Source organism: Klebsiella sp. JN_Kp121 (assembly GCF_040062145.1).
Taxonomy (GTDB): domain Bacteria; phylum Pseudomonadota; class Gammaproteobacteria; order Enterobacterales; family Enterobacteriaceae; genus Klebsiella; species Klebsiella aerogenes.
The window spans coordinates 37,527-51,049 of sequence record NZ_JBEAHX010000033.1; the positions used below are offsets into that span (position 1 = coordinate 37,527).

12 protein-coding genes are annotated in these 13,523 nt (G+C 55.3%); 4 read left to right on the forward strand and 8 right to left on the reverse strand.

From position 1 onward, the window contains the following. Window positions 1-84: 84 nt before the first annotated feature. From ABLU86_RS21620 to aspA, 6 genes are all read right to left on the reverse strand, one after another. The gene (locus tag ABLU86_RS21620; RefSeq protein ID WP_348796327.1) at window positions 85-2,172 is read right to left on the reverse strand and encodes a DUF1176 domain-containing protein; all 2,088 of its coding nucleotides are present in this window, start codon (window positions 2,170-2,172) and stop codon (window positions 85-87) included. Window positions 2,173-2,237: 65 nt separating this feature from the next. Then, window positions 2,238-2,813: a transcriptional regulator gene (locus ABLU86_RS21625; RefSeq protein WP_015704143.1), complete on the reverse strand. Its 576-nt coding sequence runs from the start codon at window positions 2,811-2,813 to the stop codon at window positions 2,238-2,240. A 35-nt stretch (window positions 2,814-2,848) separates the two neighbouring features. Next, window positions 2,849-4,573 (reverse strand): protein-disulfide reductase DsbD, encoded by a 1,725-nt coding sequence (locus ABLU86_RS21630; RefSeq protein WP_045413465.1) that lies wholly within the window; start codon window positions 4,571-4,573, stop codon window positions 2,849-2,851. After that, complete coding sequence (gene cutA, locus ABLU86_RS21635) at window positions 4,549-4,872, reverse strand: divalent cation tolerance protein CutA (RefSeq protein ID WP_015368670.1); 324 nt, start codon at window positions 4,870-4,872, stop codon at window positions 4,549-4,551. The genes ABLU86_RS21630 and cutA overlap by 25 nt, the downstream gene beginning before the upstream one ends. A 99-nt stretch (window positions 4,873-4,971) precedes the next feature. Next, window positions 4,972-6,273 carry an anaerobic C4-dicarboxylate transporter gene (locus tag ABLU86_RS21640; RefSeq protein WP_015368669.1) on the reverse strand — a complete coding sequence of 434 codons (1,302 nt, stop codon included), beginning with the start codon at window positions 6,271-6,273 and terminating at the stop codon, window positions 4,972-4,974. Window positions 6,274-6,389: 116 nt separating this feature from the next. Continuing rightward, window positions 6,390-7,826, reverse strand: a complete 1,437-nt coding sequence (gene aspA / locus ABLU86_RS21645) for an aspartate ammonia-lyase (protein WP_015368668.1) — start codon at window positions 7,824-7,826, stop codon at window positions 6,390-6,392. Window positions 7,827-8,161: 335 nt separating this feature from the next. Between aspA and ABLU86_RS21650 the strand changes: the two genes are divergently transcribed. Next, window positions 8,162-8,632, forward strand: a complete 471-nt coding sequence (locus ABLU86_RS21650) for an FxsA family protein (RefSeq protein ID WP_015368667.1) — start codon at window positions 8,162-8,164, stop codon at window positions 8,630-8,632. Between the two features lie 31 nt (window positions 8,633-8,663). On the opposite strand, the gene yjeH is transcribed toward ABLU86_RS21650, so the two are convergent. Next, a complete protein-coding gene (gene yjeH / locus ABLU86_RS21655) occupies window positions 8,664-9,911 on the reverse strand; it encodes an L-methionine/branched-chain amino acid transporter (RefSeq protein WP_348796328.1) in 1,248 nt (415 codons plus the stop codon). A 231-nt stretch (window positions 9,912-10,142) separates the two neighbouring features. Between yjeH and ABLU86_RS21660 the strand changes: the two genes are divergently transcribed. The 3 genes from ABLU86_RS21660 to ABLU86_RS21670 all read left to right on the forward strand — a co-directional run bounded on the left by ABLU86_RS21660 (window position 10,143) and on the right by ABLU86_RS21670 (window position 12,601). Then, window positions 10,143-10,436 (forward strand): co-chaperone GroES, encoded by a 294-nt coding sequence (locus ABLU86_RS21660; RefSeq protein ID WP_003855929.1) that lies wholly within the window; start codon window positions 10,143-10,145, stop codon window positions 10,434-10,436. Window positions 10,437-10,473: 37 nt separating this feature from the next. After that, complete coding sequence (gene groL, locus ABLU86_RS21665) at window positions 10,474-12,120, forward strand: chaperonin GroEL (protein WP_015368665.1); 1,647 nt, start codon at window positions 10,474-10,476, stop codon at window positions 12,118-12,120. Window positions 12,121-12,247: 127 nt separating this feature from the next. Further along, a complete protein-coding gene (locus ABLU86_RS21670; protein ID WP_015368664.1) occupies window positions 12,248-12,601 on the forward strand; it encodes a DUF4156 domain-containing protein in 354 nt (117 codons plus the stop codon). 42 nt (window positions 12,602-12,643) lie between these two features. Here the strand turns inward: ABLU86_RS21670 and yjeJ are convergent, their stop codons facing one another. Continuing rightward, entirely contained in the window at window positions 12,644-13,513 is an 870-nt protein-coding gene (gene yjeJ / locus ABLU86_RS21675) for a YjeJ family protein (protein WP_046883323.1), read from the reverse strand. Window positions 13,514-13,523 lie beyond the last annotated feature (10 nt).

Sequence of the window (13,523 nt, forward strand, 5' to 3'; positions counted from 1 at the left end):
CTGCGTCAATGAAATTTCTCTATTTATTGTTTGATTGCTTATCTTTGCGGCAATTCTGTGCCAAAAGGCGCGTTTTGCTTAAAATCACATCACTCCGTTATCGCCTTCGCGAACTTTCCAGCCGCTGGTGATGGTGATGGCATGGCGTTTTCCGGAGATATCGTAATCGCCAACGAGCTCTTCATCATCCCGCGGCGAACTGATGGTTAAGATCGCATCCACTCCATGGCGATAAGCGCCATGATGGCTGAAAATCGTGCCGATAAAGCATTTATCGTTGAGCCACACCGGGATCCACGCCACCGTTTCGACAGTATAGTGTCCTGCAGCGCCGCCATAGTAGCTGTCCGCATCGTCTTTCGCAGTGCCAGGCGGGATCGGGCAAATCGGCTCATCGCTATCGTCAGAAGATTTATCCTTTAGCAGGCTACCTTGCATGACGTCCAATGACTTCAATAAGCCAGCTCTATCTTTATCGTTTAAGGCGGGGGTGGGGGTCTGCTCGTTTTCCGCAGCGCTAATGATATTGAGGTTATAACGGTAGCGGATGGTGATGGCCGGCGTCAGGTCGCTCTGGTTGAACGGACGCAGCAGATAGAGATTATCTTCCCCAAACACGCCGTTAAACCACAGGGCGTAAACCTGGCCGTTGATTCTGATCCAGCGGCCCCACTGGTTCGCTCCGCGATCGTTAATAGAGTAAAGGGCGCCGGGCACGCCGGCATCGAAGTTATCGTCGTCATTGCTGTCGGCATTGTTCACCGATTCAAAGGTGTTATCGCCGCGTTTCAGCACGCCGGTATAGCTGAACAGGCCGGTGCCGCCGACGTAGCTATCGATGATGAGGTCGCGTTTGCCGTCGCCGTCGAGGTCGATAAGCGTGAAGCTGACTTTGCCGTTTTCCGAATCGGCGCTGATATCGGAATGTAAAAACGCCTGCCACTCATCGTCGCTGATATCCGCCGCTGGCTTGGTCGTCGAGACCGGCGCGTCGTCGGCATAGGTGAGGGTAAAGTGGCTGATGTGTCCGCTGAGGGGAAACTGTTCCGCAATGTTCTCTAATGCGAGTTCCGGGTTGCGTTTTTGCTCTTTTAGTACCGCATCGTGCAACGTCTTCAGCGCGAGTATGTCGGCCTCTCGTTGCTGGCGGGGGATAACTTTGCTAACAAAGGTGGGAAGCTGCCAGGTTCCGCCAGGGGTGATTTCCCGGCACATGCCGGTACTGTACTTGAGGCTTTGCACAAAGGTTTTGCCATCCCACACACGTTCTTCCCCGTTAACGCAGTCGGCGACGCCGCGTCCTTTGTTGAAGAAGGTCATTACGCCATCGTTATAGCTGGAGGCATCAGTGGTTATCAGCTGTGGCCTGGCGGCCTGTGTGTTATCGACAACCCATATCGCGTAGCCGTCGTTATAGGCGGCGCGCCAGCATAGAGTCTGCAGCAGCGAGTGATTTTTATCCAGCGGGGCGACGGTGATCTGCCGTTCGTTGGCCGGAATATCGGCGTTTTGCCAGTCATCACACTGGCGGTTGAGCGTGCTTTCCAATTGCGACAGCCATTTCTGCTGTTGTTTCGCATTGAGCGCAACGGGCTGGGCGTTGTGAATAAACGACGCGCTCAGGATCTCCGGTGCGGGAATGGCGCGCAGGACGGTGCTGCCGTCACCGCCGCCTTTACGTAACAGCGCATCGGCGGTACCGATCCGCTGCTGGAATTCATCGATCTTGAGGAACACCGCGCTGCTGCCCGCGTTAGACAGCCGTTTGCGCTGGCCATTGAGCGCCAGCTCGATTTTAGCGTTTTGCTCCAGGGCGGTAATAAGCGCGCTGGTTTGTGTACTGTCAAAATGAAAATGGCTGTCGTCGATAGCCTCAAGCGCTCCGCGATCGTTATCGTTGATAAACAGATTTACGCTGGCATCAGGTGGAATATCGTGGTCGGTCTGCGCAAACGTGACCTGCGCGGTTGCCTGCCGCCCGGGGCCGGCGCTACGGGTCAGCAGAACGCTGACTTCGCCCATTGTCGCGCCATAGCCCGCTGCCCGGCAGGTGCCGGTATTATCGCAGGCGACTTCCCAGTCTTTGTAGGCAAAAGAGAAACCGCGAGGAGGGGCGGCCATCAGCGAGGTCGAACAGAGCCCCAGTACGGCGGCCCAGAGAAGTGGACGCATAGAAATCCCTGCCACAGAAAGTGTCAGGGAATTATATGCGCCTTGCAGGGCTTGGGAAATCCGAATTACGTGAGCGCGCCGCCCATCCGGCAGCGGGCAAAGCGCAGGATATCTTCCGCCAGACGATGGGCGGTATCGACGTCGGCCTGGCTACGTTTGATCAGCATGCGGCTCAGGCAGCCTTCGACGATTAATTCCATCTGCTTGGCGACCATTTCCGGATCATCCACCTCAAGCTGAGTGAGCAGCTCGTGCGTGTAGGCCAGCGAAGCCTGCTTCTGCTGTTCCGCTAACTGGTGAATTGGGTGCTGGGCATCCGGGTAAAAGGTACAGGCGGCGATAAACAGGCAGCCGGGATAACGGTGGTTGCTGACGCATTTGGTCAGTGCGCTATAGCGCGCCAGCAGCTTTTGTTCTGCGCTCAGCGTCTCATCCAGCAATAGCTGGCGACGCCAGGCGTCTACCTGCTGGCTTAAATAACGCAGGGCGTCATAGAGCAACGCTTCGCGGTCAGGCCAAAAACGCTTGAGGTCATCAAGCGGATATGCGACGCGGTCGGCGACCATTTCCAGCGTGGTGTTGGCGATACCCTCGATTTCGAGAATTTGTATGGCTTCACCCAGGACATCTTCACGTTGCACGGTAGTCTCCTCCATTTATCCTCCTCAAGTGTCGTTCACGGTTGCCAATCGCGCAAATGGGCGCTGAATGCCGCGGCATCCATAAACCCGGTGACGCGCTGCGCGGGCTGTTCTTCTCCCTGCGCGTTGAAGAACAGAATCGTCGGCAAGCCGAGCACCTGTAAATGCTTCAGCAGGGCCGCGTCTTGCGCGCTGTTCTTGGTGACATCCACTTGCAGCAGAACGGTCTCTTTTAGGGCCTGTCGCACTTCAGGAGCGCTAAAGGTATATTTTTCGAACTCTTTACAGGCCACGCACCAGTCGGCATACAGATCGAGCATGACCGGTTTCCCTTTGGCTTGCGCCAGCGCCTGGTTGAGTTCATCAACGGTGCTGACGCGGGTAAATTCCAGATGCGCCTGCTGCTGGACAGCCGGCGCGCCAAAGGCCCAATCCTGTAGCGGACGCGCGCAAACCAGCGCAGCGCCCAGCATGACGATTTGCACCATCCGTAGCCACGGTTTGCTCGCGCCAAGCGAGGTAATAAACGCCCAGCTAAAGAAGGCGACGCCAAGCAGCGACCACAGGCGTAAACCCCAGGCTTCGCCAATAACGCGCTCCAGTAAAAAAACCGGCAGCGCGAGGATCACGAAGCCAAACGCGGTCTTGACGTGAGCCATCCACGGCCCGCTCTTCGGTAGCAGACGGTTACCGAACACGGTCACCAGGATCAGCGGCAGCCCCATTCCCAGCGCGTACAGATACAGCGTGCCGCCGCCGAGCCACAGGTTACCGCTTTGGGCGATATACAACAGAATGGCGCTAAGCGGGGCCGTAGTGCAAGGGGAACAGATAAGCCCGGCGATAGCGCCCATTGCAAACACGCCGCCCGGCGAGCCCCCCTGGCGCTTGTTGCTCATTAGCGTCAGTCGGGTTTGCAGCGATGAAGGCAGCTGTAGCGTAAACAGGCCGAACATCGACAGCGCCAGCGCGATAAATACCACTGACAGCCCAATTAATACGTAAGGGTGCTGCAGCGCGGCCTGGAATTGCAGGCCGGCGGCGGCCACGATCAACCCCAGCGCGGTATAGGTTACCGCCATCCCCTGAACATAAATAAATGCCAGCAGCAGGGCGCGCGCCGTCGATAAGCGCTGTTTACCGCCGAGGACAATCCCGGAAATCAGCGGATACATCGGTAAAACACAAGGCGTAAAGGCGATGCCGATACCAATCAGCAGCGCCCATAGCGCCGAAAATGGCAGCGACGCGGGTTCCGCGCCGGTTTGGCTGCCGCTGGCCGGGAGCGTGGCGGGCGCTGATGGTTTGGCCGCTTGCGCCTTGTCGGAATCGGCGAGCACCGCGCTGAGCGGCACGACTTTGGTCTCCGGCGGATAGCAGAACCCGGCGTCGGCACAGCCCTGATAGGTGACGGTCAGCGTGGCTGCTTTGCCGGCTTGCGTGAGGGTAATCGGCAACATCAGGCGCTGACGATAAATTTCGCTTTTGCCATAAAACTCGTCTTCATGCCATTCGCCAGGCGGTAGAGAAGGGTCGACGATCGCCGCGTCCTTTGTCGTCAGCGTAATCTGCTTACGGTAGAGGTAGTAGCCATCCTTGATGTGCCAGCTCAGGTTGAGGTCGTGTTGATTCTGCTGAAAGTCAAAGGCGAAAGCCCGATCGGCAGGCACGAAGTTTGAGCGCCCGGGGGCGTCAAACAACCCGGCGCTGGCGGATGCGCTGCACAGTAGCAGGATCAGCGTAATGATGCGTTGAGCCATGAGAGGTAATCGTTGTCTCCGTGAGTAACCGGCAGGACCAGTAGTTCGGGGGTTTGATACGGGTGATGGGACTTCAGACAGTCCAGTAACGCCTGCTGATGGGCCAGGTTGGTTTTGAGCAGCATCTGGACTTCATACTCCTGCTCAAGCTTTCCTTCCCAGTAGTAGAGCGACGTCGCTCCCGGCAGGATGGTGGCGCAGGCGGCGAGTTTTTCCCCGAGCACTTTGGCCGCCAGATCCTGGGCGGTCGCTTCATCCGGCGCGGTACAGAGTACAACAACAGCATCAGGCGTAGTCATCGTGAACCTCGTATCAGCGAAAAGAGGCACTATAGCATGCATGATGCGGGGAGATTAACCAAAGGGGCCAGTTACTTTACCGGCCCCTTTTTAACGATCTTACAGCATGAGGCCGCCGAAGATGAATCCGAGGATCACGCAAAGCGTAATGGCGATGACGCCCGGGATCAGGAAGGCGTGGTTAAAGACATATTTGCCGATACGCGTGGAGCCGGTGTCGTCCATTTCAACCGCGGCCAGCAGGGTCGGATAGGTTGGCAGCACGAACAGCGCTGAGACCGCGGCGAATGAGGCAATTGCCGTCAGCGGGGTGACGCCGAGCAGCAGCGCGGCGGGCATCAACGCCTTGGTCGTGGCGGCCTGTGAATAGAGCAGCGTAGCGGCGAAGAACAGCACTACCGCCAGCAGCCACGGATAGTTGTGCAGCAGATCGCCCGCTACCGTCTGGATATCGGCAATGTGCGCTTTGACGAAGGTATCTCCAAGCCAGGCGACGCCGAGCACGCAGACGCAGGCGCTCATCCCGGACTTAAAGGTGCTGGCATTCAGCACTTCGCCGGTATCGATCTTACAGGTGATGCTTATCAGCGTGGCGATGGTCAGCATGAAGACTACGATCGCTTCGTTACGCGGCAGTACCGGGTTCTGGATCAGGCCGACGGTGTCGCTGATGGCAGTAGCGTAGAACATGACCGCGACGATGCCGACGAGGAACAGCAGGACGGAGCGTTTAGCGTGCGGCTTCAGTTCGAAGACCTGACTACCGCGCAGGCTCACTTCCCCTTTTGCCAGCCGTTCCTGGTAGACCGGGTCGTCTTTCAGCTCGCAGCCGAGGAAGTTACAGACCACGGCGGTCAGCATGACGGCAATCAGGGTAACCGGCAGGCAGATCGCCAGCAGCGTCAGGTAGCTGACGCCAAGCGGTTCGAGAATACCGGCAAAGAAGACCACTGCCGCGGAGATCGGCGAGGCGGTAATCGCAATCTGCGAAGCGACAACGGCGATGGAGAGCGGGCGGGAAGGGCGAATACCCTGTTCTTTCGCCACTTCGGTAATCACTGGCAGGGTAGAGAACGCGGTATGACCGGTGCCTGCCAGCACGGTCATAAACCAGGTGACCAGCGGCGCCAGGAAGGTAATGTACTTGGGATGGCGGCGTAGCATACGTTCGGCGAGGCTGACCAGATAATCCATCCCTCCGGCGACCTGCATCGCGGCGATTGCGGCGATAACCGCCATGATGATTTCAATGACGTCAAAGGGGATTGCGCCGGGTGGAATTTGAAAAATTAAGGTTAAGACGAGGACGCCGAGGCCACCGGCAAAGCCGATACCAATGCCCCCGAGTCGGGCCCCCAAATAGATTGCCAGCAGGACAACCACGAGCTCTGCACCAAACATATATGCCTTCCTTGTTTTTTAACAAGTTGATATTGAATTGTTGTCGTTTCGTAAACCCAAAAAAGCAAAAAGGCATGTCATCACTGACATGCCTTTGGTTAGTTTACCCTGAAAGCTTACTGTTCGCTTTCATCGGTATACCGTTTTGCTTTATAAGCCGGATGCATCAGGTTTTGCGGCGAGAAAATGTCATCCAGTTCGGCTTCGGTCAGCAGCCCGCGTTCCAGTACCACTTCACGTACGCTCTTACCGGTTTCGGCGCAAATCTTGCCGACGATATCGCCATTGTGGTGGCCGATGAACGGGTTGAGGTAGGTCACGATACCGATGGAGTTGTAGACGTAGCTTTCGCATACCGCTTTGTTGGCGGTAATGCCGTTCACGCATTTTTCCAGCAGGTTGTAGCAGGCGTTAGTCAGGATGTGGATAGATTCAAACATCGCCTGGCCAATCACCGGCTCCATAACGTTCAGCTGCAGCTGACCGGCTTCGGAGGCCATGGTTACGGTGGTATCGTTGCCGATAACTTTGAAGCACACCTGGTTAACCACTTCCGGCACCACCGGGTTAACTTTTGCCGGCATGATAGAGGAACCGGCCTGCAGCTCTGGCAGGTTGATTTCATTCAGGCCAGCGCGCGGCCCGGAAGAGAGCAGGCGCAGATCGTTACAAATCTTGGACAGTTTGACCGCCAGGCGTTTCAGCGAACTGTGAACCATCACATACGCGCCGCAGTCAGAAGTCGCTTCAATCAGGTCTTCCGCCGGAACGACCGGCAGGTTGCTGACTTCCGCCAGTTTCTGTACCGCCAGCTGCTGGTAGCCGTCAGGGGTGTTCAGGCGAGTCCCGATAGCGGTCGCGCCGAGGTTCACTTCCAGCAGCAGTTCTGCGGTACGCAGAATGCTTTTGGTTTCTTCGTTCAGCAGAACGTTAAAAGCGTGGAATTCCTGGCCGAGGGTCATCGGCACCGCATCCTGTAACTGCGTGCGGCCCATTTTCAGGATGTCCTGGAACTCGACGGCTTTCGCCTGGAAGCCTTCGCCCAACTGTTTGATGGCATCGATTAATTTGAGAATCGAAGCATAGACCGCGATGCGGAAACCGGTTGGGTAGGCGTCGTTGGTGGACTGGCATTTGTTGACGTGGTCATTAGGGTTGAGGAACTGGTATTCACCTTTCTGGTGGCCCATCAGTTCCAGACCGATATTCGCCAGCACTTCGTTGGTGTTCATATTGACGGAGGTGCCCGCGCCGCCCTGGAACACATCAACCGGGAACTGGTCCATGCATTTACCGTTGTTCAGCACCTCATCGCATGCGGCGACAATGGTGTTCGCTACGCTTTTAGGAATGGTTTGCAGTTCCTTGTTAGCCAGCGCGGCGGCCTTCTTCACCATCACCATGCCCCGAACAAACTCAGGGATGTCGCTAATCTTGTTGTTGCTGATGTAGAAGTTTTCAATCGCTCTCAGAGTATGAACGCCATAGTATGCGTCAGCTGGAACTTCCCTGGTGCCCAACAGATCTTCTTCGATACGAATGTTGTTTAACATGTGAACCTTCTTTTTCAAGCTGCCAATGAATTCACCAAATACACAGAATTTATAGGATTTAGCGTATTTTCAGACCGAAGATTATTTCCTTAACCGGCCCGGTGCCCACGATCATATGCTGATGATAGCGAAGTTCAGTAACCTTGATCACTTATTATATAGCGCGGCGGATAAGAATTATTAATCTGTGAAATGAGTCACCGCTTTACTATTTTTGAAAAAAATGCCGTTACCGTTGATTGAAAAATGGCGCGCCAACCCCACATTCCTATGACGCGAATAGCAAATTTATCACTACGGGCGTCTGCGACGACGGCCGAATGAAGGAGACGCCGGTGCGTTGGATCCCATTTATTGCCTTTTTCTTATACGTTTACGTCGAGATCTCGATCTTTATTCAGGTCGCGCACGTGCTTGGTGTGCTGTTGACGCTGATTCTGGTTATCTTTAGCTCGGTGGTGGGGATGTCGCTGGTGCGCAACCAGGGCTTCAAAAACCTGATGCTGATGCAGCAGAAAATGGCGGCTGGCGAAAGCCCTGCCGCAGAAATGATCAAAAGCGTGTCGCTGATTATCGCCGGGCTGCTGCTGTTGATCCCGGGCTTCTTTACCGACTTCCTCGGCCTGCTGCTGCTGTTGCCGCCGGTGCAAAAGCTGATGACTTTAAAACTAATGCCGTATCTGCGCTTTAGCCGGATGCCGGGCGGCGGTTTTAGCGCTGGCGCCGGCAACGGAGACACCTTCGAAGGGGAGTTCCAGCGCAAAGACGACGAACGCGACCGTCTGGATCACAAAGACGACCGCTAAAACGACAAAACCGGCCTACGCCGGTTTTTTGTTATCGGCTTGCTGAGGATGACCGTGCAGGTAAGGCGAACCACAGCACCGCCAGCATAATAATGGCGTACAAGCTCTTCCAGCCGACCATCGCTAACAGCAAAACGCAGAGCACGCTGCCCACGATGGCCAGCACGCGGTATTTACCGTGCAGGAGTCGGCATCCCGCCAGCATGCACAGCAGATAAATCATGATGAAAATGCCGTTGGCATAGACGATCAGCGCATCGAGATTAATGTTCAGCCAGTAAATGCACAGCGTACTGTGTACGCAGCAGCCTAAGACCGCATTCAGCGCATTGCGCGGTACCTGACGCGGCGACAGGCGGGCCAGATAACCTTCCGGCTTGAACTGCGCCTGCGACCAGACCAGGCGGGCAAAACTTTGGATATAGATATTGAGGCTGGCGAAGCAGGCGAGATAGCCGATCACGCAGGCGACCCACAGCGCCTGCACGCCGAACAGCCGTACCACGATGTTTGGCAGCGAGGCCGCTGCCGCCATTTCCGCACCGAAGGCGCGAAAATGCAGTACCACCACGGTACAGCCCCAATAAACGGTTCCTGCCAGCAATAAGCCAATCATCAGCGCCCGGGGGAAGTCGCGCTCCGGACGTTTAAACTCTGATGCCAGATGAGCAAAGGCTTCAAGGCCGACGAAGCACCAGAACATTACCGATAGCGCAGCAAACAGCTGCGATGTGTCGACGTCTTTAGGCTGCGGGAAAGGGATCTGCGCCGGGTTTATGCCGCCGCGCCACCAGATGGCGACGATCAGCGCGACAATCATTACCGCGACCAGCGTCTGTAGATTAGCGCTGGAACTGGCGCCGCGCGAGCCCACCCACCAGACGATCGCCAGCGTGCCGAGCTCGGCAAGCAGCAGTTGAGTATCGTGCCAGCCAAACAACGCCTGGCCAAACCCGGTAGCAATATGGAGGGCGGCGGGTAAACCCACCGGGATGACTGATAAAAACAGCCAGCCGGTTACCCGCGCCAGACGCGGGCCAAACGCCATATCCACAAAATGAGCCACGCCGCCAGCGCTGGGAAAGTGGCGCCCAAGCACGGCAAACACGATAGCGATGGGAAAGACCAGGAGAATCAGCGCTGGCCACGCCCACAGGCTGTTATCGCCAGCGACCAGCGCCGCCAGCGCCGGTACGGCGAACACGCCGGTTCCCAGTAGTGATGTTGAAAGCAACCCGACTCCCTGACCTAACCCCAGCTCCTGTTTTAACCCACTCATGACTCAACCCTGCGCGCGGCAAAAAAACGATGTTATCACAACCCTTTGCGCCAGATAGCGCAGCCGCCGCGGGAATATTTTTGCGCGTCAGCGCACAGGCGGAAATTTTTTTTTAATTTTCCCCTTGAAGCCGTAAATGGCCATCCCCATCTCTCTCTGCACTAGTCGGAAACCGTTTACGGCCCGGCGCCATCCATAACTGATAATGACTTTCTCGAAGGAGAGCTATCAATGAGTATTCGTCCGTTACATGATCGTGTGATCGTCAAACGTAAAGAAGTTGAAACCAAATCTGCAGGCGGCATCGTTCTGACCGGTTCTGCGGCAGCTAAATCAACTCGTGGCGAAATCATCGCTGTCGGTAAAGGCCGCATCCTGGAAAACGGAACTGTGCAGCCGCTGGACGTTAAAGTTGGTGACATCGTGATTTTCAACGATGGTTACGGCGTGAAGTCTGAGAAGATCGACAACGAAGAAGTGCTGATCATGTCCGAAAGCGACATCCTGGCAATTGTTGAAGCGTAATTCGCACGACCCTGAACGAATTTGAGGAATAAAAGAAATGGCAGCAAAAGACGTAAAATTCGGTAACGACGCTCGTGTAAAAATGCTGCGCGGCGTAAACGTACTGGCAGATGCAGTTAAAGTCACCCTGGGCCCGAAAGGCCGTAACGTTGTTCTGGACAAATCCTTCGGCGCGCCGACCATCACTAAAGATGGCGTTTCCGTTGCTCGTGAAATCGAACTGGAAGACAAATTCGAAAACATGGGCGCGCAGATGGTGAAAGAAGTTGCCTCTAAAGCGAACGACGCTGCAGGCGACGGTACCACCACCGCAACCGTACTGGCTCAGGCTATCGTTAACGAAGGTCTGAAAGCCGTTGCTGCGGGCATGAACCCGATGGATCTGAAACGTGGTATCGACAAAGCTGTCGTTGCCGCTGTGGAAGAACTGAAAGCGCTGTCCGTACCGTGCTCTGACTCTAAAGCCATTGCTCAGGTTGGTACTATCTCCGCTAACTCCGACGAAACCGTAGGTAAACTGATCGCTGAAGCGATGGATAAAGTCGGTAAAGAAGGCGTTATCACCGTTGAAGACGGTACCGGTCTGGAAGACGAACTGGACGTCGTTGAAGGTATGCAGTTCGACCGTGGCTACCTGTCCCCTTACTTCATCAACAAGCCGGATACCGGCGCTGTTGAACTGGAAAGCCCGTTCATCCTGCTGGCTGACAAAAAAATCTCCAACATCCGCGAAATGCTGCCGGTTCTGGAAGCCGTAGCGAAAGCTGGCAAACCGCTGGTTATCATCGCTGAAGACGTTGAAGGCGAAGCGCTGGCGACCCTGGTTGTTAACACCATGCGCGGCATCGTGAAAGTTGCAGCGGTTAAAGCGCCGGGCTTCGGCGACCGTCGTAAAGCTATGCTGCAGGACATCGCGACCCTGACTGGCGGTACCGTTATCTCTGAAGAGATCGGTATGGAGCTGGAAAAAGCGACTCTGGAAGACCTGGGTCAGGCTAAACGCGTTGTTATCAATAAAGACACCACCACCATCATCGATGGCGTTGGCGAAGAAGCCGCAATTCAGGGCCGCGTTGCTCAGATCCGTAAGCAGATCGAAGAAGCGACCTCTGATTACGACCGTGAAAAACTGCAGGAGCGCGTGGCTAAACTGGCCGGCGGCGTTGCGGTAATCAAAGTCGGTGCTGCTACCGAAGTTGAAATGAAAGAGAAAAAAGCGCGCGTTGACGATGCCCTGCACGCGACCCGTGCTGCGGTTGAAGAAGGCGTGGTAGCTGGCGGCGGCGTAGCGCTGGTCCGCGTGGCGGCGAAAATCGCTGGCCTGACCGGTCAGAACGAAGATCAGAACGTCGGTATCAAAGTTGCGCTGCGCGCAATGGAAGCGCCGCTGCGTCAGATCGTTTCCAACGCTGGTGAAGAGCCGTCTGTTGTTGCCAACAACGTGAAAGCAGGCGACGGTAACTACGGTTACAACGCGGCTACCGAAGAGTACGGCAACATGATCGACTTCGGTATCCTGGATCCGACTAAAGTCACCCGTTCTGCGCTGCAGTACGCGGCATCCGTTGCTGGTCTGATGATCACCACCGAGTGCATGGTGACCGACCTGCCGAAAGGTGACGCGCCTGACTTAGGTGCTGCTGGCGGTATGGGCGGCATGGGCGGTATGGGCGGCATGATGTAATCGTGCGCTATACGGCATAAAAATGCAGAAACCCCCGGTCAGAAATGGCTGGGGGTTTTTCTTTTTGCTGGCTTTTTAGTATAAGGTTTACATCCGGGCCAGTGCGTCCAGCTCATTGGGGAATAACATGCAGGTAAAATATTTAGCAGGGATTGTCGGCGCAGCTTTATTGTTAGCGGGTTGCAGTTCCAGCAACGAATTAACCGCAGGCGGCCAGAGCGTGCGTTTTGTTGAAGATAAACCGGGAACGGAATGCCAGCTGTTAGGGACGGCAACCGGCACGCAAAGCAACTGGCTGTCAGGCCAGAATGGCGATGAAGGCGGCTCGATGCGCGGCGCGGCGAATGCGCTGCGTAACCAGGCGGCGGCCATGGGCGGTAACGTCATTTATGGCGTGAGCAGCCCGACGCAAAATCTGCTGTCGAGCTTTGTCCCGACCGATAGCCAGATGAACGGCCAGGTTTATAAGTGCCCGAACTGATGCGTTAAGCACTCTCTGCCTGCGCAGAGAGTGCTTAACAATTTATGCCTCAAGCGCTGCTTTGGTAGCCACGTAGAATTCGTGCAATGACTTTAAGCATTCATCCTTAGTCAGCATTTGTCCCGGTGCGGATGGAATCACCTTGCTGAAGATTTGATACGGTGTATGTTGGTTGTGAACTTGTTTTAGCTTCTGGCTCTTTTCAATCAGACGTAGCGCGATACTTTTTTCAAAATCTGACTGATGCGCGGCGCTGGTTTTAATCACCGCGCCAGAGAGTACTTTTTTACCCTCTTCCTGCTCGTAGCTATACAGCACGCCAAGATGATGGTTGAACAGATTTAACTTCCACTCTTCCTGAGCGTATTGCTGGTACTCGATATTAGGTTGGGTCGTTAAATCGACGGTATACAGCAGTACGAAGTCCAGAGCCAAAGCTAAATATTCATTCAGTTTCGTGTCCGCGGCCATGGTGAGAGATTGTTGGATCCCCAATATCAGCGCTTCGACCTGGCGGTCATCAATCCGTAGAGTTGCTATTTGCTCGTTCTGCAGCATTAATATCAGCGTCGATTCTGTTTCCCCTGGTTTCAGGGTGATCGACATGATTCGCAGCTCCGGGTTGGGGTTTTGTACCTCCAACATATCTATCTCTGGCGTGTTGGCTATTAGCGTTTCATTGTAGGCAAGAAGCTCCACTTTCTGAGCCTCATTCTCGCCATCCTGTTGTAATCTCTGCAAGAAAATAGACATCCGGTTTGCCAGGACCATGAGCAGGTCAGCCAGCACCGGCGCCTGCAAATAGTACGTCTGAAACATGCCATTCTGATGTTTTACTTTCAGCAGCAGCGCCATGAAATGGTCTTCGTAGGTAATTCCGGCGGTGTTAAAACCAATAAACGTTCCTTGCATACTCTTCTCC

What these genes read in the sequence shown, in the direction of transcription:
- ABLU86_RS21620 (WP_348796327.1), bottom strand. Translation starts at nt 2,172, where the DNA reads ATGCGTCCACTTCTCTGGGCCGCCGTACTGGGGCTCTGTTCGACCTCG.
- ABLU86_RS21630 (WP_045413465.1), bottom strand. Translation starts at nt 4,573, where the DNA reads ATGGCTCAACGCATCATTACGCTGATCCTGCTACTGTGCAGCGCATCC.
- cutA (WP_015368670.1), bottom strand. Translation starts at nt 4,872, where the DNA reads ATGACTACGCCTGATGCTGTTGTTGTACTCTGTACCGCGCCGGATGAA.
- ABLU86_RS21640 (WP_015368669.1), bottom strand. Translation starts at nt 6,273, where the DNA reads ATGTTTGGTGCAGAGCTCGTGGTTGTCCTGCTGGCAATCTATTTGGGG.
- aspA (WP_015368668.1), bottom strand. Translation starts at nt 7,826, where the DNA reads ATGTTAAACAACATTCGTATCGAAGAAGATCTGTTGGGCACCAGGGAA.
- yjeH (WP_348796328.1), bottom strand. Translation starts at nt 9,911, where the DNA reads ATGAGTGGGTTAAAACAGGAGCTGGGGTTAGGTCAGGGAGTCGGGTTG.
- ABLU86_RS21660 (WP_003855929.1), top strand. Translation starts at nt 10,143, where the DNA reads ATGAGTATTCGTCCGTTACATGATCGTGTGATCGTCAAACGTAAAGAA.
- groL (WP_015368665.1), top strand. Translation starts at nt 10,474, where the DNA reads ATGGCAGCAAAAGACGTAAAATTCGGTAACGACGCTCGTGTAAAAATG.
- ABLU86_RS21670 (WP_015368664.1), top strand. Translation starts at nt 12,248, where the DNA reads ATGCAGGTAAAATATTTAGCAGGGATTGTCGGCGCAGCTTTATTGTTA.
- yjeJ (WP_046883323.1), bottom strand. Translation starts at nt 13,513, where the DNA reads ATGCAAGGAACGTTTATTGGTTTTAACACCGCCGGAATTACCTACGAA.